18 protein-coding genes are annotated in these 18,895 nt (G+C 70.5%); 12 read left to right on the forward strand and 6 right to left on the reverse strand.

The window, feature by feature from the left end; genetic code table 11:
* Nucleotides 1–44 precede the first annotated feature (44 nt).
* Together A3OK_RS0105705 and A3OK_RS0105710 are read right to left on the reverse strand one after the other, a co-directional pair.
* The gene (locus tag A3OK_RS0105705; RefSeq protein ID WP_019903978.1) at nt 45–896 is read right to left on the reverse strand and encodes a metallophosphoesterase; all 852 of its coding nucleotides are present in this window, start codon (nt 894–896) and stop codon (nt 45–47) included.
* 85 nt (nt 897–981) lie between these two features.
* Nucleotides 982–1,593, reverse strand: coding sequence for a cation transporter (locus A3OK_RS0105710; RefSeq protein ID WP_019903979.1), 612 nt, complete (start codon nt 1,591–1,593; stop codon nt 982–984).
* 180 nt (nt 1,594–1,773) lie between these two features.
* Here A3OK_RS0105710 and croR point away from each other — a divergent pair, with 180 nt between their 5' ends.
* The 11 genes from croR to A3OK_RS0105765 all read left to right on the forward strand — a co-directional run bounded on the left by croR (nt 1,774) and on the right by A3OK_RS0105765 (nt 13,603).
* On the forward strand, nt 1,774–2,253 hold the full coding sequence (gene croR / locus A3OK_RS0105715; RefSeq protein ID WP_019903980.1) for a 3-hydroxybutyryl-CoA dehydratase: 480 nt from the start codon (nt 1,774–1,776) through the stop codon (nt 2,251–2,253).
* Nucleotides 2,254–2,327: 74 nt separating this feature from the next.
* Nucleotides 2,328–3,167 (forward strand): RNA methyltransferase, encoded by an 840-nt coding sequence (locus tag A3OK_RS0105720; RefSeq protein WP_051092970.1) that lies wholly within the window; start codon nt 2,328–2,330, stop codon nt 3,165–3,167.
* A 160-nt stretch (nt 3,168–3,327) separates the two neighbouring features.
* A complete protein-coding gene (crtI, locus tag A3OK_RS0105725; RefSeq protein ID WP_026596975.1) occupies nt 3,328–4,935 on the forward strand; it encodes a phytoene desaturase family protein in 1,608 nt (535 codons plus the stop codon).
* Nucleotides 4,932–5,360 carry a DUF2141 domain-containing protein gene (locus tag A3OK_RS0105730; RefSeq protein WP_019903983.1) on the forward strand — a complete coding sequence of 143 codons (429 nt, stop codon included), beginning with the start codon at nt 4,932–4,934 and terminating at the stop codon, nt 5,358–5,360. Before crtI (A3OK_RS0105725) ends, A3OK_RS0105730 begins: the two co-directional genes overlap by 4 nt.
* A gap of 11 nt (nt 5,361–5,371) precedes the next feature.
* Nucleotides 5,372–6,352: an ABC transporter ATP-binding protein gene (locus tag A3OK_RS0105735; RefSeq protein WP_019903984.1), complete on the forward strand. Its 981-nt coding sequence runs from the start codon at nt 5,372–5,374 to the stop codon at nt 6,350–6,352.
* Entirely contained in the window at nt 6,349–7,554 is a 1,206-nt protein-coding gene (locus A3OK_RS0105740; protein WP_019903985.1) for an ABC transporter permease, read from the forward strand. Before A3OK_RS0105735 ends, A3OK_RS0105740 begins: the two co-directional genes overlap by 4 nt.
* Before the next feature lie 275 nt (nt 7,555–7,829).
* A complete protein-coding gene (gene crtI, locus A3OK_RS0105745; RefSeq protein ID WP_026596976.1) occupies nt 7,830–9,374 on the forward strand; it encodes a phytoene desaturase family protein in 1,545 nt (514 codons plus the stop codon).
* A gap of 50 nt (nt 9,375–9,424) precedes the next feature.
* Nucleotides 9,425–10,177 (forward strand): lysophospholipid acyltransferase family protein, encoded by a 753-nt coding sequence (locus A3OK_RS0105750; RefSeq protein ID WP_051092971.1) that lies wholly within the window; start codon nt 9,425–9,427, stop codon nt 10,175–10,177.
* Complete coding sequence (locus A3OK_RS0105755) at nt 10,174–11,307, forward strand: glycosyltransferase family 2 protein (RefSeq protein WP_019903988.1); 1,134 nt, start codon at nt 10,174–10,176, stop codon at nt 11,305–11,307. Before A3OK_RS0105750 ends, A3OK_RS0105755 begins: the two co-directional genes overlap by 4 nt.
* Before the next feature lie 669 nt (nt 11,308–11,976).
* On the forward strand, nt 11,977–13,272 hold the full coding sequence (gene oxlT, locus A3OK_RS0105760) for an oxalate/formate MFS antiporter (RefSeq protein ID WP_026596977.1): 1,296 nt from the start codon (nt 11,977–11,979) through the stop codon (nt 13,270–13,272).
* 133 nt (nt 13,273–13,405) lie between these two features.
* Nucleotides 13,406–13,603 (forward strand): hypothetical protein, encoded by a 198-nt coding sequence (locus A3OK_RS0105765; RefSeq protein WP_036302589.1) that lies wholly within the window; start codon nt 13,406–13,408, stop codon nt 13,601–13,603.
* Between the two features lie 54 nt (nt 13,604–13,657).
* Here the strand turns inward: A3OK_RS0105765 and cutA are convergent, their stop codons facing one another.
* Complete coding sequence (cutA, locus tag A3OK_RS0105770; protein ID WP_019903991.1) at nt 13,658–13,978, reverse strand: divalent-cation tolerance protein CutA; 321 nt, start codon at nt 13,976–13,978, stop codon at nt 13,658–13,660.
* Between the two features lie 86 nt (nt 13,979–14,064).
* Here cutA and A3OK_RS0105775 point away from each other — a divergent pair, with 86 nt between their 5' ends.
* On the forward strand, nt 14,065–14,835 hold the full coding sequence (locus A3OK_RS0105775; protein ID WP_019903992.1) for an NAD kinase: 771 nt from the start codon (nt 14,065–14,067) through the stop codon (nt 14,833–14,835).
* A 70-nt stretch (nt 14,836–14,905) separates the two neighbouring features.
* Here A3OK_RS0105775 and A3OK_RS0105780 read toward each other — a convergent pair whose 3' ends face one another.
* From A3OK_RS0105780 to A3OK_RS0105790, 3 genes are all read right to left on the reverse strand, one after another.
* Nucleotides 14,906–15,811 carry a DMT family transporter gene (locus A3OK_RS0105780; RefSeq protein ID WP_019903993.1) on the reverse strand — a complete coding sequence of 302 codons (906 nt, stop codon included), beginning with the start codon at nt 15,809–15,811 and terminating at the stop codon, nt 14,906–14,908.
* A gap of 96 nt (nt 15,812–15,907) precedes the next feature.
* Nucleotides 15,908–17,575 (reverse strand): DUF2336 domain-containing protein, encoded by a 1,668-nt coding sequence (locus A3OK_RS0105785; protein ID WP_019903994.1) that lies wholly within the window; start codon nt 17,573–17,575, stop codon nt 15,908–15,910.
* Nucleotides 17,572–18,753, reverse strand: a complete 1,182-nt coding sequence (locus A3OK_RS0105790) for a hypothetical protein (protein ID WP_019903995.1) — start codon at nt 18,751–18,753, stop codon at nt 17,572–17,574. The genes A3OK_RS0105785 and A3OK_RS0105790 overlap by 4 nt, the downstream gene beginning before the upstream one ends.
* Nucleotides 18,754–18,895: the final 142 nt, after the last annotated feature.

Genomic DNA, 18,895 nt, shown 5'->3' on the forward strand with positions numbered 1-18,895 from the left:
CGAAGCGCCGACCGTGGATGCGGGTCTGCGATGCCACCGAACCCTCATCCCAGCTCGACGAACCGCTCGGCCGAATAGGTCGCGCCCTCCACCGGGTTGGCGATCCAGCGGGTGCGGCCGACCCGCAGGTCGTGGCCGGCGTGGAAATGGCCGGAGATCCAGAGTTCGGGGCGGCTCGCCTCGGGGAGGTCGTCGAGGGCGGTGGTGGCGTAGAAGGCCGGCACCCACCAGGGCACGCCGGGCACGGTTCGGAAGGCGTCGGCCGCCAGCGGGCTCGCCGGATGATGGGTCACCACCACCGTGGCGCCGGGATGCGGCACCGCCAGGGCGGCGGCGAGCTCGGCCTTCTGCGCCAGATGCGCCGCCATCGCATCGGCCGGCGACCAGACCGTGCCGTCGCCGTTGCGGATCGAGCCGCGGAACTCGCGCGACCCGGTCACCGGGTCGGTCATCCGCGCGGCGGCGAAGGCGACGGGATCGTCCGGGCGGTCGGCGACGGTCTCGTCGAGCCAGCGGCCGGCGAGCGACCAGTCGCTCCACAGGGTCGTGCCGACGAAGCGGATGCCGTCGAGGACGACGCTTTGCCCATGGTTGAGGAGGTGGACCGGGCCGCACTCCCCCGAGGAATTGACCCGCGCCACCTCGGCCTCCAGCGCGGCGATCAGTTCGGGCGCGGTGCGGGCATCGCCGGTCGGCGCATAATGCTCGTGGTTCCCCGGCACGAGCACGATGGGGCGGCCCTGCGCGATCTCCCGCAGGGCGGCGAGGCCGAGTTCGGGCCGGCCTTCGTAGAGGTCGCCGGGACAGACCAGCACGTCGAACGCCGCGGCCGGCCGCGCGATCGTCTCCGGACGCCGGCGCTCGAGATGCAGGTCGGAGATCGGGAACAGGCGCATCGTTGAGGGTCTCATCGTGTTGGCGATGCCGCGCCCCGGCACGGTCGCGCTCCGGCAAGCGGCGAAATCGTCGGATGGCGGGTCATCATGAAGCGGGATGGGCCGCGCGCCATTCGGCGCGGGCGGCCTTGAGGATGTCCACCGCCGAATCGGCGTTGAGCACGGCGATACCGGCCGCCACCACGAGATCGGGCCAGGGCGAGAGCGTCAGCGCGGTGACGAGGCCGGCGCCGATGATGGCGAGGTTGGCGAAGGCGTCGTTGCGGGCCGAGAGGTAGGCCGCGCGGGTCAGGCTTCCCCCGCCCTCGCGGTGGCGCGCCAGCATGGTGGCGCAGAGGAGGTTCACGGCGAGGGCGCCGAGGCCGGCCAGCGTCAGCGGCAGGGGGGCGGGGGGCGCCATGTCCGAGAGCTTCTCCCAGGCGGCATAGGCGGTGGCCAAAGCGGGCAGCAGCAGGATGCCGGCCAGCGCCATGCCGAGCCGGGCCCGGTTGCGCAGGCTCCAGCCGATCCCGGCGAAGATCAGCAGGTTGAGGGCCGCATCCTCCAGGAAATCCAGGCTGTCGGCGATGAGCGCGAGGGAGCCGATCGACACCGCCACGGCGATCTCGACGGTGAAATAGGCGAGGTTCAGCCCCGCCACCCGGAGGACGACCGGGCGCAGGGTGGTGGGAATCGCCGGTGCGGACGCGTCGTTCATCGGCTCTCGGGATCGGCTCTCGAAACAGTCTTTGCCTCTTGGACCGACGACGACAGGCCTGTCGAGCCACGATTTTCGGTGTCCTTGCGCTGGATTTGCAGCAGCGCTTGTGCGACGCGACACGTCGGATGCGGGACCATGTCCCGCGAGTACGACGTGAGACCGGGGGGAGACCGACCGATGATGCCAGAGCTGCGCGTCCTGTATTTCGAGGATCTCGAAGTCGGGCTGTCCGAAACCTTGAACAAGGTCATCGCCTCCTCCGACGTGGTCGGCTTCGCCGAGATCACCGGCGACCGCAATCCGATCCACCTGTCCGAGCACTTCGCGGCGCGCACCCCCTTCGGCACCCGCATCGCCCATGGCCTCTACACCGCCGGGCTGATCTCGGCCGTGCTAGGCACCCGGCTGCCCGGCCCCGGCGCCATCTACATCAGCCAGACCCTGAACTTTCGCGCGCCCGTGCGCATCGGCGACACCGTCCAGGTGACCGTGGAAGTGGCCGAGCTCGTCCCCGAGCGCCGCCGCGCCCGACTGAAATGCACCTGCTCGGTGGCGGGAGAAGTCGTCCTCGACGGCGAAGCCCTGGTCAAGGTGCCGACCAAGGAAGAGGCCGACCCGCTGGCGGTGCGCATGGGCGGGCGTCCCACGGGGGCGTGAGCGGCGATCACGCCCTCTCTCCATCAGCGAGAGAGGCCATGCCCGCGTCCCGCGATTCCCTGCCTTCCGTCCGCATGCCGCCCATCCCCATCGACGACCCCTCCGATTCCCGCATCGCGGCCTATGCCGCCATGCGGGAGCGCGACCTGATCGGGCGCGAGGGCCGCTTCATCGTGGAGGGGGAGGTGACCCTGCGGGTGCTGCTCTCGGAGATGGCGCGGTTCCGTCCGGAATCGCTGCTTCTCAGTCATGAGCGCGTGGCGCCCCTCGCCGACGCGATCGCCGCCCTGCCCGCCTCGGTGCCGGTCTACACGGCCTCGAAGGCGGTGATGAGCGCCATCGCCGGCTTCCCGATCCACCGGGGCGTAATGGCGGTGGGCTTGCGCGGAGCGCAGGTCCCCTTCGCCCTTCCGCCGTCCCCGGCCCCCGCCCTGGTGGTCGGCCTCGTCGGCCTGACCAACCACGACAATGTCGGAGGCCTGTTCCGCAACGCCGCCGCGTTCGGCGCCGACGGCGTGCTCCTCGACCCGGCCACCTGCGACCCGCTCTACCGCAAGGCGATCCGCGTCTCGGCCGGCGCGGCGCTGATCGTGCCGTTCGCGCGGATGGAGGCGGAGGCCATGCTGCATTGTGCCCGGGCGAACGACCTCGTTCCCCTCGCCTTCAGCCCGCGCGGGGAGGAAGTGCTCGCCGACCTGCCGCCCCTGCCGCGCACGCTGCTGCTGCTCGGCACCGAGGGGCCGGGCCTGTCGCACGGCCTGATGGCGCGGACGCGCACCGTGCGGATCCCCATGGCACCGGGATTCGATTCGCTGAACGTGGCCACGGCGGGGGCCCTGGCGCTGCACCACTTGGCGATGCACCACCTGGCGATGCAGGCACGCGACAATCCGCACCCATTGTCCCGTCCGTGATGCCGGTCGAGATTAGGCGGCAAGCTAGGCCGGTGCGGAGGAGATTTTCGACGCGGCGACCTTGAGCTTGGAGTGAATATCGATACCCCTTGCGGCAGGCGCCCTCCTTTCGGAGGGACCCCCCTTCGCACGGGGCCTGTCGCCGAGGGAGTTGAACGCGTTGCTTCAGTCACGGGATGGCATGCGGACCTTGTCCGGACGCCGCGTCATCGTCGTCGGCGCCGGTCCCGGAGGATTGGCCACGGCGCTGCTCCTCGCTCGCGCCGGCATCCACGTCACGATCGTCGAGAAGGACCCGGCCGTCGGCGGCCGGACCAAGACGGTGGAGGCGCCCGGCGGCTACCGCTTCGACATCGGCCCGACCTTCTTCCTCTATCCGCAGATCCTCGCCGACATCTTCGAGACATGCGGCGAGAGACTCGAGGATCACGTCAAGCTGGAGCGGCTCGACCCGCAATACCATCTCGTCTTCGAGGGCAAGGACGCGGAGGGCCGGAACGGGGTCTCGGGCGAGATCCGCGCCACCGGCGACATGGACCGCCTCGAGGCGGAGATCGCCCGCATCGCCCCGGATGACGCCAAGAACGTCAGGAAGTTCTTCGCCGACAATCGGGTCAAGCTGAAATTCTTCAAGCCGGTTTTGGAACAGGCCTTCCACACCCTGCGGGCCATGGCCTCGCCGGCGATGCTCGCGGCCCTGCCCTATCTCCATCCCGGCCGCAGCGTCGACAAGGACCTTCAGCGCTACTTCAAGGACCCGCGGGTCCGCCTCGCCTTCGCGTTCCAGACCAAATACCTCGGCATGTCGCCGTTCCGGTGCCCGAGCCTGTTCACGATCCTGTCGTTCCTCGAATACGAGCACGGGGTCTACCATCCCGTCGGCGGCTGCGGCGCGGTGTCGGAGGCGATGGCCGGCCTCGCCCGCCGCATGGGCGTGGACATCCGCCTCGACACGTCGGTCGACCGGGTGATCTTCGAGGGCAAGAAGGCCACCGGCGTGGTCTGCGGGGCCGAGACCCTGAAGGCCGACGCCGTGGTCATCAACGGCGATTTCGCCAAGGTCATCCAGGATCTGGTGCCGCAGAGTCATCGCCCGCGCTGGCGCGACGCCAAGATCGACAAGGCCCGCCTCTCCTGCTCGACCTTCATGATGTATCTCGGCATCGAAGGGACGGTGCCGGCGGCTCTGGGCCACCACACCATCTTCCTGTCGGAGGAATACGCCCGCAACATCCGCGAGATCACCGAGGGCACTCTGCCGATGCAGCCCTCGCTCTACGTCCAGCACGCGGGCTACACCGATGGCGGCATGGCGCCGGCCGGCCATACCAGTCTCTACGTCCTGGTGCCGGTGCCGAACCTGAGATCCGGGATCGACTGGCCCGCCACCCGCGAGAGCTACCGCCGCCTCGTCCTCGACCGGCTGAAGCTGCTCGGGCTCGACGATATCGAGGACCGCATCCGCTACGAGCGCATCGTCGACCCGACGCAGTGGCGCGACGATTTCTTCGTGCACGAGGGCGCCACCTTCAACCTCGCCCACGACCTGATGCAGATGCTGTATTTCCGCCCGCACAACCGCTTCGGGCCGGGGCTCTACCTCGTCGGCGGCGGCACCCATCCGGGTTCGGGCCTGCCGGTGATCTACGAGGGCGCGCGCATCACCGCCCGCCTGCTGATCGAGGAGCTCTCCGCCGGGCGCGTGAATGCGGAGGCCGCCGGCATCCCCACCACCCAGCCGCTCGCCACGTCGGGCGAGGCTTCGTGAGGCGTTTTTTCGCGACCGGCCTGGCGCTGATCCTCGGCCTGGGCCTCGGCCCCGCGCGGGCGGCCACCGTCGAGGTGGTGGTGGACGGGATCGAGCCGGGCGCCGGCACGGTCTACGTCGCCCTGTGCCAGGGCGGCCTGTCGGAGGCCGAGTGCCGCAACGGCCAGGACGTTCCCGCCACAGGCCGGAGCCAGCGGGTGGTCCTCACCGGGATCGAACCCGGTGCCTATGCGGTGGCGGCCTACCAGGATCTCAACGGCAACCGCCGCCTCGACCGTACCGGCCTCGGCCTGCCGCTCGAACCCTATGGCTTTTCCGGCGAGATGGGACGCGCCCGGCCGGATTTCGCGCGCGCGCGGTTCGTCCTGCGCGAGCCCGGCATCGCCTTGCGGGTGCGCCTCACCCGCGCCCTGCCACCCCGCTGACGCCGCCGCCGATGAATCCGGGACGCGAGCCCCTGGTCGCGATCCGGGGCGCCACCCTCGCCTATCGCGGGCATCGCGTGCTCCGAGGCATCGATTGCCGGATCGAGGCGGGCGAGACCCTGGCGCTGCTCGGGCCCAACGGCGCCGGCAAGAGCTCGCTCATGCGCCTCGTGGCCGGACGCTTGCCGCCGGAGAGCGGCACCGTGCGGATCGCCGGCGCCGACCCGTTCCGCGAGCGCGAGGCGCGGCGCGCCATCGGCTGGGTGCCGCAGGAGATCGCCCTCTATCCCCGCCTCACCGTGGCCGAGAACCTCTCGGTCTTCGCCCAGCTCTCGGGAATCGGCCGGCGCGAGCGCAAGGCGGCGGTGCAGGCCGCCCTGGATCTGGCCGATCTCGGCGAGGTGGCGCGGCGCCCGGTCGGCCATCTGTCCGGCGGCTACCAGCGCCGGGCCAACATCGCCGCGAGCCTGATGGCGCGGCCGCGCCTCGTCCTCCTCGACGAGCCGACGCAAGGGGTGGACCTGCACGCCCGCGCCGCGATCCATGCGGTGCTCGCGCGGCTGCGGGCGCAAGGGGCCGCCATCCTCATCGCCACCCACGATTTCGCCGAGGCCGAGCGCCTCGCCGACCGGGTCGCCATCCTGGCGGATGGGCGGCTCGTCCATGAAGGCCGCCTCGCCGCCCTGCTGGAACGCATCCGCGCGGAGGTGCCCGAGCACGAGGTGGCGCTGGCGAGCCCCGCCGATCCCGCGGCCGAGGCGGCCCTGCGCCGGGCGGGGTTCTCGCCGGTCGATACCGGCCTGACCTGGCGTGCCACGCACAGGGCGGGGCTCGACGGAACCGCGCTCCTCGGCACCCTGAGGATGGAGGGCGTGCCGGTGGCCGAGATCCGCATCCGCGCGCCGGGCCTGGAGGCGATCTACCGCGAGGCCCTGGACCGCGCCGAGCCGGACCGGCCGATCGACCTCCGCCGGATCGGGGCCATGCCATGATCGCCGCCGCCTTCCGGGTGATGCTGATCAGCCTGCGGCGCGACCGTGCCGCCCTGGTCATGGCCTTCGTCCTGCCGACCGTGATCTTCATGATCTTCGCCGCGATCTTCTCCGGCGCCATCGGCGACCGCATCCGCATCCATCTGGGCCTTGCGGATCTCGCCCGCACCGCGACCACCGAGCGGCTGATGGCGGCCCTGGAGGCCGACCCGTCCCTGCGCATCGAGCGCCTGAGCGCGACCGACCTCGCCGGGGCGACGAGCGCGGTCCGCCGCGGCGAGGTCGACGTCGCCCTGGTCCTGCGCGGCGATCTCGACGCGCCGGCCACCGGAGCCCCGCCGGAGGCCGGCCAGCCGGTGGTGCTGATCGAGAACCCGGCGAGGGCGCTCGCCACCCCGATCGCCCTCGGCCAGTTGCAGCGCGTCCTCAACGAGGCCCTGCCCGACGTGGTGCTCGCCCGGATCGTCGCCGACGTCGAGCGCTCGGGCAAGATCGGGCCGGACGAGCGCGCCTTCCTCACCTCGGCCTTCGCCGAGCAGCGCGCCCGAAAGGAGCCGTTCTCCTTCGCCTCCCTGGTGGAGCGCCGGAGCACCGCCTCGGGCCGCACCAACGAGCGGGTGAGCTATTACGCCGGCGCCATCACCGCCGTGTTCCTGCTGTTCGCCGCCATGCAGGGGGCGATGTCTCTCGTCGAGGAGCGGCAATCCGGCCTCGCCGACCGGCTCATGGCCGGCCCCGGCGGGCTGGCCGTGGTGGTGCTGGGCAAATTCCTGTTCCTGGTGATCCAGGGCATCGTCCAGGCCGGCCTGATCTTCGCCGCCGCCGCCCTGATCTACGGAGTGGAGATCGGCCCGCACTGGCCGGCCTGGATCGTGACCTCGCTCCTCGTCTCGGCCATGGCCGCGGGGCTGGCGCTCGCGGCCTGCGCCGCCGCCAACACCCGCCAGCAGGCGCATCTCGCCTCCACCTTCGGCGTGCTCCTGCTCTCGGCCGTGGGCGGCAGCATGGTGCCCCGCTTCCTGATGCCGCCCTGGCTGCAGCAGGCCGGCTGGCTCACCCCCAACGCCTGGGCGATCGAGGCCTATCAGACCGCTCTGGGCGAAGGCTGGGCGGCGGCCCTGCCGGCCTGGGGCGTGATGATCACGATCGCGGCCCTGGGGCTGGTGGCGGCGGTGGGGCTGGTGGCGCGCCGGGTGGTGTGAGCGGACCCGCTTCGCGACCGCCGCATGATGGTCCGGCCATCCCCGCCCCCGATCCGATCGTTTCGCACGGGCGCTCGATCGCCTCGAAACGCTGCCCGACCCGACCGACCGCGTTCTCGGCATCGACCCGGAGGGAACCATCGCGGTCTCCCCGTTTCCTAAAACCGGGAAGAACTGTGCCGGCGCGACCGGTTAGCGCGTTGACCCCCGGGCGATCCGGTCTAGCTTCACCTCCGAGGCGCGGCATCGGCCGTGCCCGGGGAGTGACGATGAACATGCGGGTCGGGTCTTCGGTCGCCGTGGTCGGTGCAGGGTTGGGCGGTCTCGCGGCGGCCTGCGTCAGCGCGGCGCGCGGCCACGCGGTGACGGTCTACGACAAGAACGACTGGCTCGGCGGCAAGGCGGCGGTGTTGCACGAGGGCGGTTTCCGCTTCGACATGGGTCCGACCATCCTCACCGTGCCGAAGGTGCTGGAGCGGATCTTCCAGGAGGCCGGGCGCGACATCCACGACTACCTCGACCTTCGCCGCCTCGACCCGCAATGGCGCTGCTTCTTCGACGACGACACCCGTCTCGACCTGATGGCCGACGTGCCGACCATGGCCGCCGATATGGAGCGCTTCGCGCCCAATACCGGGGCCGGCGAAGGCTACAAGAAATTCCTCGAGATTTCCGAGCACCTGCACGACGTCTCGAACAAGTTCTTCTTCTGGAAGCCGGTGGAGGACCTGTTCGACACGATCAACATCCGCGCCAACATGAATCCCGGCACCCTGCGGGACGTGCTGTCCCTGCGCATGGGGACCTCGGTGGCCGGCACCATCCGCTCGAAGGTGAAGGATGCCCGCCTCGCGCAGATGCTCGACCATTTCGTGCAATATGTCGGCTCGTCCCCCTACGGCGCGCCGGCCGTGCTCTGCGCCATCGCCCATATGCAGACGGCCGAGGGGGTCTGGTACCCGATGGGCGGCACCCGCGCCGTGGCGGAGGCGCTGACGAAACTCGCCGGCGAGCTCGGCGCGACCCTGCGACCGAACGAGGAGGTCACCGGCCTCGCCATCGAGAAGGGCACGGTCAAGGGCGTGCGGACCGTGTCCGGCATCACCCCGTTCGACGCGGTGATCTCGAATATGGATTCGGTGCGGACCTACCGCGAACTCGTCGGCGGGGATGTCGGCAAGGCCTACGAGAAGAAGAGCTTCGAGCCGGCCTGTTCGGGCGTGGTGCTCTATCTCGGTCTGAACAAGCGCTACGAGCACCTGAACCACCACGATTTCGTCTTCTCGCGCGATCCCGAGGAGGAGTTCGACTACATCTACCACAAGGGCGAGCCCGCCCCGGACCCGACCGCCTATCTCGCCGCCCCCTCCTCCACCGACCCGTCGGTGGCGCCCGAGGGGGGCGAGGCGCTCTACGTCCTCGTCCACACACCCTATCTCCGGCCGCACCACGACTGGCGGACGATGTTCCCGGCCTACCGCCAGGTCATCCTCGACAAGCTCAAGCGCACCGGCCACATGCCCGATCTCGAAGAGCGCATCGTCGTCGAGCGTCACCTCACCCCGCAGGACATCCACGACCGCTACAAGGTCCTGAACGGCGCGATCTACGGCCTCGCCTCGCACGGCAAGTTCATGGGCGCGTTCAAGCCGGGCAACCGCTCGCGGCAGGTGCGCGGGCTGTACCTGGCCGGCGGCGCGGCCCATCCCGGCCCCGGCATGCCGATGGTGATGATGTCCGGCTGGATCGCCGCCGACGCCCACGATTCCGACACCCGGCAGGGCGGGGACACCCGTGGCGAGGTGCGGCAGAGCGCGTGAGCCCGCCGGCTTCCCCGGCCCCGCGCCATTCGCCGCTGATCTGGCGGTTCATGGTCGCGTATTTCGACCGCTTCCTGCGTCGGCACATGAACGCGCTCCGGCTCGCCCGCTGGGGCGTTCCGGACGTCGCCGGGCATTCCGGCCCCATCGTCGTCACGCTCAACCACCCGGCCTGGTGGGATGCGGCGGTGGTGATCCTGCTGGCCGGCCGCCTGTTTCCCGACCGGACGAGCCACGCCCCGTTCGAGGCGGAGGCCCTCGCGAAATACGCGGTGTTCTCGCGCATCGGCGCGTTTGCCGTGGACCTCGCCTCGGCCCGCGGCGCGGCGCAGTTCCTCAGGCAGTCCCGCGCCATCCTCGGCGCGCCCGGACAGATGCTCTGGATCACGGCGCAGGGGCGCTTCGTCGACGTCCGTACCCGGCCGCTCGACCTGCGCGGGGGCGTCGCGCGGCTGCCCGAGATCGCGCCCGACGCCCTGTTCGTGCCGCTGGCCCTGGATTACGCCTTCTGGGAGGAGCGCGGCGCCGAGGCCTTCGCCGCGTTCGGCACGCCGGTGCGGGGCGCCGATCTCCTCGCCCTGCCCCGGCCCGAACGGTTGGCGCGGATGGAGGCCGACCTGACCGCGACCCTCGACCGGCTCTCCGCCGACGTGATCGCCCGCGAGCCCGGGCGCTTCACCATTCTGACCGCCGGCGGCAAGGGTGTCGGCGGGATCTACGACGGCTGGCGCCGGATGCGGGCCGTCCTCACCGGCCGCCGCTTCGACCCGGCCCATCGCTCCGAGGGAGACAGGACACCGTGACCCTCGCCCTGGCGCTCGTCGCCCTCGCCTTCGCCCTCCTTCCCGCCTTCCTGGCCTGCGCGAACCTCATTGCCCTGCGCACGCCCGAGCCGGAGGCCGCGCAGGACGGATTGGTCTCGATCCTGATCCCCGCCCGCAACGAGGAGGGCAGCATCGCGGCCACGGTCCGAGCGGCGCTGGCGAGCACCGGCATCGCCGTGGAGGTGCTGGTGGGCGACGACCATTCCACCGACGCCACGGCCGCCATCGTCCGCGCCCTGGCGGAGGCCGATCCACGGGTCCGCCTCGTCTCCGTGCCCGCCCTGCCCGAGGGCTGGACGGGGAAGAACCATGCCTGCGCCGCCCTCGCCGGGGAGGCGAGGGGCGGCCATCTCCTCTTCCTCGACGCCGACGTCACCCTCTCGCCCGGCACGGCGTCCGGGCTCGTCGCCCATGCCCGCGCCTCGGGGGCCGCCCTGGTGAGCGCGGTGCCGCGCCAGATCATGGGTAGCGTCGGCGAGCGGCTCACCGTGCCGATGATCAACTTCCTCCTCGTCGGCTACCTGCCCGTGCCGATGATGCGCGCCTCGCTCCGCCCCGCCCTCGGCGCCGCCTGCGGCCAGCTCGTCCTCGTCGATCGCTCCGTCTATGGCCGGACCGGCGGACACGGCGCCATCCGGGGACGCCTGCATGACGGCGTGTTCCTGCCGCGCATCCTGCGCCATGCCGGACATCGCACCGACCTCGTGGCCGGGCACGCGCTCGCCACCTGCCGGATGTACACGAGCTTCGCCGAATCCTGGGCCGGGTTCTCGAAGAACGCCCATGAGGGCATGGCGACGCCGCGCGCCCTCCCCGTCTGGACGCTGCTGCTGCTCGCCGGCCACGTCCTGCCGCTGCTCCTCGTCCTCGCCGCCGCGTTCGGCCTCGCGACACCCAGCGCGGGGTTGGTGGCCCTCGCCGCCCTCGTCGTGTCGCTCGGCACCCGCGCCGCGATCACCCTCGTCACCGACGAGCCGGCCATCACCATCCTCCTCCACCCGCTCGGCGTGGCGGTGGCGCTGGCGATCCAGTGGAACGTCCTGCTGGCGCCGAGGCGCGCAGGCGCGGCGGTGTGGAAGGGGCGCAGCTATCCGGTCAAGGGCATGTGACCCGGTAGAGCGAAGGCCCGCCAGCCCCCCGCAGTTACCGGCGAACGGGAATCGGGGAGCCCCGGCGCGCGCACCGCCGCCGTCGGAAGCCGGGGTGAAGACGAGGCAATCCGTCCGACCGTCTCGCACGAATTCTTCGAAATACGGGTCGGCGAGGCAGATGCCTTCGCCGGCTCCGCGCGTCGGATGGCGAAGACCGGCCAAGTGTTTGTTTTTTTTGACGTAAAGATCAAAAACTCTTGATTTTATAATTTATGCAGATCGAATACTCGGGTCTGCGCAGCAAGATCATGCCTGCCCCTACGGGGATCTGGCCATTGCCTGACCGTGCCAGTCGACGACATCCCGGACATTCGATGACTTCCCCCCCTCGACCCGCGCGCCGGATCATCGGCCGACGCCGAAAGACGAATTTTTGCGATCGTGTGGGATGAAAAATTCTGCTCATACGTAGGCTAATATGAAGCAGAATCTCGCGAGTTACTGCAGATTTCCGTACAATACATGCACTATGGTGCTTGCCAGCGCATTTGATATGCCAAATACTAAATACCAGGCCGCTGCCACGGAGTGCGACGATCATGCGTCGCAATCGCCGGGGCCGATGCGCCGGGATTCGTTCCCCACCACGCCTTCAAGTATCCATGTCCATGATCAGGGAGAAAGCTCATGGCAACGCCCGTGACCGCGCCCATAGCGGCGCAAACTTCGAACCGATGGCTCCAACTGATCCTCGGCGTGGCCTGCATGGTCGCGGCGGCGAATATCCAATACGCCTGGACGCTGTTCGTCCCTGAAATCCAGAAGACCTTCGGCTGGGATCGCGCCGCGATCCAGGTCGCCTTCACCATCTTCGTCGTGGTGCAGACCTGGCTGACCCCGATCGAAGGCTACTTCATCGACAAGTACGGCCCGAGCCGCGTGGTGATGTTCGGCGGCCTGATGACCGGCCTCGCCTGGGTCATCAACTCCTACGCCACCTCGCTCAGCGGCTTCTATCTCGGCTCCGTGGCCGGCGGCATCGGCGTGGGCTGCGTCTACGCCACCTGCATCAACAACGCCCTGAAATGGTTCCCGGACAAGCGCGGTCTCGCGGTCGGCCTGACGGCGGGCGGCTACGGTGCCGGCTCGGCGCTCACGATCCTGCCGATCGCCAGCATGATCTCGCAGGGCAGCTACGCCCAGGCCTTCTTCATCTTCGGCCTGATCCAGGGCGCGATCATCATGCTGGCCTCGATCGGCCTGCGTGGCCCGGCCAAGGGCGAGGTCACCTACTCGACCAAGGTCCTGCAGACCCGGCGCGACTACACCCTTCGCGAAGCGCTGCGCACCCCGGTCTTCTACGTCATGCTGCTGATGTTCACCTGCACGGTGACCGGCGGCCTGATGGCGGTGGCCCAGCTCGGCGTCATCGCGCAGGATCTCGGGGTCAAGGAGTTCCAGGTCAACCTGTACTTCTTCGCCATGGCGGCCCTGCCCTTCGCGCTGATGCTCGACCGGATCATGAACGGCATCTCGCGGCCGCTCTTCGGCTACGTCTCCGACCGGATCGGGCGCGAGAAGACGATGTTCATCGCCTTCACGATGGAGGGAATCGGCATCGTGGCCCTGGGCTATTTCGGCTCGAACCCCTGGGCCTTCGTCATCCTCTCGGGCATCGTGTTCCTGGCCTGGGGCGAAGTCTACTCGCTGTTCAGCGCCACGGCCGCCGACACCTTCGGCTCCAAGCACATCGGCAAGATCTACGGCGTGCTCTACTGCGCCAAGGGTTTCGCCGCCCTGTTCGTCCCGGTGGGCAACCTGATCATGCAGGCCACGGGCACCTGGGCGACGGTGCTGTACACGGTGGCGATCATGGATCTCGTGGCCGCCTTCCTGGCCATCGTCGTCCTCCGGCCGATGCTCAAGCGCCACCACCTCGCCAACGCCGCGGTGGCCCCCGCCGGCGCCCTGGCCCACGCCTGATCCCCCGGCTCGCCCCGCCCGAAAGGCGGGGCGAGCCAATTCGACGAACGGCGCGCCATCGCGCCCCGCCGTCCCGTCCTGCCCCGTCTGCCGTCATCTCCAACTCTGCTCGGCGATCGCCGGAGTGACCGTGATGAACCTCGCAGCCATTATCGCCCTGCAGAGCATTCCGTTCGCGGCCCTCGTCCTCGCCACGGCCGGCGCCAACCGCGATCTCTTCGCCGTGCTGTACGTCGCGGCCCTGGGCCTGACCCTGTCCGTCATCATCTTCGGCGACGGCCATCACCCGCTCCCGATGATGCCCGGCATGGCCGGCGGCAACCATCGCTGACACACCCTCCCGCGACCCGGTTGCCTCACGGGGAACGGCGAGACGACCGGGCACCTAGACGCCGGTCTCCCCGAGGATCCAGGCCGCCGTGTCGGCATCCGCCCCGCAGGTCGGCAGATGCAGGAGGATCGGCGTCTCGTAGGGATGGCGCCGCTTCAGCGCTTCGGTGAGCGCCTCGGCCACCCCCTCCCGCGTCTTGAGGATGGCGACGACCTCCTCGCCCCGCTCCACCGCGCCCTTCCAGGCATAGACCGAGCGCATTCCCGGCAGCACGTTGACGCAGGCGGCGAGTCGCGCGCGCACCAGTTCCTCACCGATGGCGAGCGCCGTCTCGGCGTCGGGAAAGGTGGTGTAGACGAGGAGCGGACGCTCCATGCTATGGGTCTCCGGGTCTGCGGCCTGTTCCGACCGGAATGAGGCGCGCGGCGAGGCCCGGCGTCAACACGAGCGGACGATCATCCATGGCGCGGCGCTTCAACCGGATCGCCTTCATCGCGAGCCCCACCAGCGATGCACGGGGTGCCGCGGATACGCTGATGCGGCGCTACGACAGCGTCGCCCCCGAAGAGGCCGACGTGATCGTGGCCCTCGGCGGCGACGGGCTGATGCTGCAAGCGCTCCACCGCTTCATGCTGGCGGGCACGCCGATCTACGGCATGAACCGCGGCACCGTCGGCTTCCTCATGAACGAGTACCGCGAGGACAACCTCCTCGACCGGCTCGAGAGCACCAAGCGCAGCACCATCCACCCGCTGCTCATGGAGGCGGTGGACGTGGAGGGGCGCCGGCACACGGCGCGCGCCATCAACGAAGTCTACATGCTGCGCCAGACGCACCAGACCGCCAAGCTCAAGATCTCCGTGGACGGGCATGTGCGCCTGCCGGAACTCATCGCCGACGGCGTGCTCTGCGCGACGCCCGCCGGCTCCACCGCCTACAATCTCTCGGTGGGCGGGCCGATCCTGCCGCTCAATTCGCGGCTCCTGGCCCTGACCCCGATCTCGGCCTTCCGCCCCCGGCGCTGGCACGGCGCCCTGCTGCCGGACCATGCCCGGATTCATATCGAAGTGCTCGACGCGGCGCACCGGCCGGTGGCGGCGGTGGCAGACCACACCGAGTTCCGCCGGGTCTGCACCGTGGAGACCTGGCTCGACCTCGCCACCAACCTCACCCTCCTCCACGATCCCGGCCACAGCCTCGACGAGCGGATACTTCGCGAACAGTTCGGCTGATACCAAGTCTCGATGAGCGTGACTCAGGCCGATCATGCATCGCCTGAACCAACGGCCGCAAACCTTTATTTTACAGCGACTTTTCGCATTCTATCCGAAGAATATTCCGCTTCGCCCGGTAGGCCCCGATCGTGCTGCCGATGGACGCCGCCATGATGCAGGCGATGGCACCACCTTGCAGCGGGGTGAGCCGCTCGCCGAGGATCAGGAACCCGGCGAGCGCGCCGCAGACCGGCTCGAGGCTCAGCAGGATGCCGAAGGTGTGGCGCGGCAGGCCGCGCAAGGCCACCATCTCCAGGGAATAGGGGATCGCGCTCGACAGGATCGCGACGGCGAGCCCGGCCACGACGATGGAGGGCGAGAGCAGCGCCATGCCCGCCCCGGCGATGCCGAAGGGCAGGATCACCAGGGCCGCCACGCTCATGCCGAGCGCCACGGCCTGTCCGCCGGGCAGATGCCCCGCCTTCTGGCCGACGAGGATGTAGAGCGCCCAGCACAGGGCGGCGCCGAGGGCGCAGGCGACCCCGGTGGGATCGAGCCCGGCGCTCGCCCGGTCCAGCGGCAGCAGCAGGCCGAGCCCGAGAATGGCCAGCGCCACCCAGACGAGATCGATGGCGCGCCGGGATGAGGCCACCGCCACGGTGAGCGGGCCGACGAACTCGATGGCGATGGCGAGCCCCAGCGGGATCGTCCGCAGGGCGAGGTAGAACAGCAGGTTCATGCAGCCGAGCACGAGCCCGTAGAGCAGCACCACGCCGGCATCGCGACGGCCGAGCGGCCGGCGCCAGGGCCGCCACACGGCCAGCAGCAGGAGCGCCGCCAGGGTGACGCGATAGGCCGAGGTGCCTTCCGCGCCGATGACCGGGAACAACTGCTTGGCGAAGGAGGTGCCGATCACGAGGGAGAGGATCGAGCCCACCAGAGCGGCCACGGGGGCGAGGCCGGCGAAGAATGTCCTGGTGTCGGTTCCCTGCATGCCGCCCTCTTAGCCGTATCGGGCCGAAGGCGGGAGGGAGCGTCGGGACGAATGGAGCCGCGAACGATCGACGACGATCGATCCGCGCCGTTGCCCCTATGCCGCCAGCCGCATCCGGGCGCGGTCGGCGCGGTAGCTGGCGATGAGGGCGTCGGGGATCGTGTCCAGAACCGCATCGGCCTCGCTGGCCGCGGACTCGCTGATCATGGATCTGCCGGCCATCGCCTTGGCCATGTCGATCTCCATCGGGTCCGGCAGGGTGCCGGCGCAGAATTCCGGCTGGGAGACGGCGATGGGCTGCACGTCGATCGTCACGAGGTCGTGGCCGGTCAAGTCGATCGGCGCGGCGTCGAGGGGGCGGATCTCCGCCCGCGCCGCGCGGAAACTCGCCATCAGCCCGTCGGACAGCGAATCGAGCACGGCCTCCACCGTTCCGGCCTCGACCGGCTCGGCCTCGATCCGTTCGACCGCACCGGCCGATATCCCGACATCTCGGATTTCGATGGTCTCGATCTCGACAGACCGGATCTCGATCGCGGCAGGCCGCGCCGACTGGTGGACGACGAGGAGCTGCGCCACGCGCCATTCGGCATCGAGGATCTGCATCCGCGTCCGGGTCTGCTGGCGGGCTTCCTCGTCCCTGGCCTTGGCCGCGACGCGGGCCTCCTCGCGGGCGGCCTCGGCCTCGTAGCGGGCGAGAAGGGCCATGACGCTCTGCGCCTCGGCGAGCGGCATGCCCTCGCAGGCGGTGAGCGCGCGCTCGATCATCCGGCGCGACAGGGTGGCGTCGCCGGGCTCGGCGCTGCTTCCGGCCTCGCGCCAGGCCGACAGAGCAGCGGTGAAGGCGGGCAGCAGGACGGGCGGCAGCCCGGCGCGGCGGTGAAGGGCGGCGAAGCCCGAGGCGGAGGCGTCGTGCATCAGCCCGGCCACGCGGTCGCCTTTCAGCCCGGTAAGATCGGCGAGCGCCGCTTCGGCGAAGGCCATCCGGCCCGACAGGATCGCCCGCAGGATCAGGCCGGCATTGAGCTGGCCCTGGATCCGGAGATGGCTCACGAGGCGCGCGAGATCCTTCGCGCCGGCGCCGGCGCTCACTTCGAGGGTGCTGCGCTCCATGGCCTCGCGGCTCGCCCGCTCGCCACGGGCCGGTGTGAGCCAGCCCGAGGCGATGGCGAAGGCCGAGAGCGACGCCGCCACGCGGGCGGTGATGACCTGGCGCACTTCGAGGGGCAGGTCGGCCCGTGCCAGCAGCGCGTCCCGCAGGCCGGAATCGTCGCCGTGCCGCTCCACCATGCGCATCAGGCTGCCGGTGGTGATGTGGGCGCCGCGGTTGCGCACCAGGGCGGTGAGGGAGACGACGCCGCCGATCTCGGCCATGGCGCCGGCCACCGCGTGGGAGAGGCCGAGCCGGCCGGCAATGGCGGTGCGGGTGATCTCGCAGCCGATGGCGATGCCGTCGACGAGGTCCGCATCGGTGAGGACGGACGAGCGCCGCAGCACCAAGGCGGCGATGTCGGGCTGATCGCCGGCCAGCGCCACCACCAGGGGCCGGGGCGCCGTGGCGCAGCCGGCGCAGGCCTGGGCCAGGGCGCGGCGCACGGCGGCGGCCGGATCGTCGAGGAGCGCCAGGATCGCCGATCGCGCATCGCGCGCGGCCTCGGCGTCGAGCCCGCCATAGAGGTAGGCCTGCGTCAGCGCCGCGGCGGCTTCCGCACGGCGGTCGATGGAGGCGTCGCGGGTCCAGGACAGGAATTGGCGGATGATCATTGACCGCTCCGGGTCGTGAAGAGTGAGAGATCGAGGGGTTTGGCGTCGGCCGACCTGGCCAGCCGGGTGGCGGCGGTGAACTCGGCGGGCCGGCGCGGAGGCAGCGGCACGTTGAGGAGGGCGGCGGACGTATGGGATGGCGTGGACACGCTCGTCGCGACCTTCGCCGGTTCCGTCGGAGCGGCGGCCGTGACCGACGCCGTCTCTCCCGTCCCGTCCGAGCGCGGGAAGTAGGTCGGCGCGCTCCGCACGCGCTCCGGCGCGCCCGACGACATGGCCGAAGTCGAGGTGGCGGTCGTGGCCCTGCCCTGCCACAGGCGGGCGACTCCCTCGGACATCGCGCCCTGGCGCTTGTCGGTCTGGAACAGCGCCCGCAGGCCGCCGCCATCGATGGCGGCATAGGCGGAGACGGTCTCGGTCGTGGAGGCCGGGTCGATGGCGGCCCCAGCCAGGGCCGTCGGTGCGGGCCGGGACGCGGATTGGCTGGCGGAGAGGAGCGCGTAGAGTTCGGCCGCGCCGCGGGGCCGGCCGGTCTTGTCGTAGAACAGGTTCCGGTTGGAGGCGGCCGCTTCCGGCATGTCGAGGGCGGCGGCGCGGGCCGGGCTCGCCTGCGCGGTATTGATCAGCGTCGCCGCTCCGCGCGCGCCGAGCACATGGGCGGCGTAGAGGTCGCCACCGGTGGGCTCGCGCCCGAGCGCGGCGCTCAGGGACTCGCCGTTGCGCTGGGTCAGGGCGCCGGCCATGGTGGCGGCCACCGTGGGATCCCGGCGCAGGTCGAGAATGGTCTGGCGGGCGGAGGCATCCTGCACCGTGTAGGTGCCGTCGGGCTTGGCCGTGATCGCGTCGGCATAGGTCGAGAGGCCGAGCTTGGGCCCCGCATTCTTCATCGTCCCGAGCCAGGTCTGCTCGATGAACTGGAACAGCCCGGTGGCCGAGGAGGTGGCGGCCTTGGCCGACGGGTCGAGGGAGGATTCGCGCTTGGCCGTGGCGAGGAGATAGTCGAATTCGGTGCCGGTGCTGCGTGCGCCGCTGCGGATCGCGTCGACCACGCCCGTCGAGGCCGATCCGGCCGCCGTCCCCGAACTCGCCGCCCCTGTCGCGACTCCGCCGCGCGTGGCCGCGTCCCGGCCGAGGCCGGTCTCGCGGGTGCTGGCGGGGGGCGTGGTGAACAGGAACATGGCCGTCCGGCTGCAGGCGGACCCGGAGGTGTCGGCCTGAGCGTCAACCTGTTCCAGTCATGGTAAATAAAGACTGAAGGACGGAGCATGAACACCGTCTCGAAGCTGGAGAAACGCCCGATCCCGGAGAACTGCCCGACCC

This window comes from Methylobacterium sp. 77 (assembly GCF_000372825.1).
GTDB lineage: Bacteria > Pseudomonadota > Alphaproteobacteria > Rhizobiales > Beijerinckiaceae > Methylobacterium.

Coding starts and splice junctions, on each gene's coding strand:
- A3OK_RS0105705 (WP_019903978.1), bottom strand. CDS start 896: ATGCGCCTGTTCCCGATCTCCGACCTGCATCTCGAGCGCCGGCGTCCG.
- A3OK_RS0105710 (WP_019903979.1), bottom strand. CDS start 1,593: ATGAACGACGCGTCCGCACCGGCGATTCCCACCACCCTGCGCCCGGTC.
- croR (WP_019903980.1), top strand. CDS start 1,774: ATGATGCCAGAGCTGCGCGTCCTGTATTTCGAGGATCTCGAAGTCGGG.
- A3OK_RS0105720 (WP_051092970.1), top strand. CDS start 2,328: ATGCCGCCCATCCCCATCGACGACCCCTCCGATTCCCGCATCGCGGCC.
- A3OK_RS0105735 (WP_019903984.1), top strand. CDS start 5,372: ATGAATCCGGGACGCGAGCCCCTGGTCGCGATCCGGGGCGCCACCCTC.
- A3OK_RS0105740 (WP_019903985.1), top strand. CDS start 6,349: ATGATCGCCGCCGCCTTCCGGGTGATGCTGATCAGCCTGCGGCGCGAC.
- crtI (WP_026596976.1), top strand. CDS start 7,830: ATGCGGGTCGGGTCTTCGGTCGCCGTGGTCGGTGCAGGGTTGGGCGGT.
- A3OK_RS0105750 (WP_051092971.1), top strand. CDS start 9,425: ATGGTCGCGTATTTCGACCGCTTCCTGCGTCGGCACATGAACGCGCTC.
- oxlT (WP_026596977.1), top strand. CDS start 11,977: ATGGCAACGCCCGTGACCGCGCCCATAGCGGCGCAAACTTCGAACCGA.
- A3OK_RS0105765 (WP_036302589.1), top strand. CDS start 13,406: ATGAACCTCGCAGCCATTATCGCCCTGCAGAGCATTCCGTTCGCGGCC.
- cutA (WP_019903991.1), bottom strand. CDS start 13,978: ATGGAGCGTCCGCTCCTCGTCTACACCACCTTTCCCGACGCCGAGACG.
- A3OK_RS0105775 (WP_019903992.1), top strand. CDS start 14,065: ATGGCGCGGCGCTTCAACCGGATCGCCTTCATCGCGAGCCCCACCAGC.
- A3OK_RS0105780 (WP_019903993.1), bottom strand. CDS start 15,811: ATGCAGGGAACCGACACCAGGACATTCTTCGCCGGCCTCGCCCCCGTG.
- A3OK_RS0105785 (WP_019903994.1), bottom strand. CDS start 17,575: ATGATCATCCGCCAATTCCTGTCCTGGACCCGCGACGCCTCCATCGAC.
- A3OK_RS0105790 (WP_019903995.1), bottom strand. CDS start 18,753: ATGTTCCTGTTCACCACGCCCCCCGCCAGCACCCGCGAGACCGGCCTC.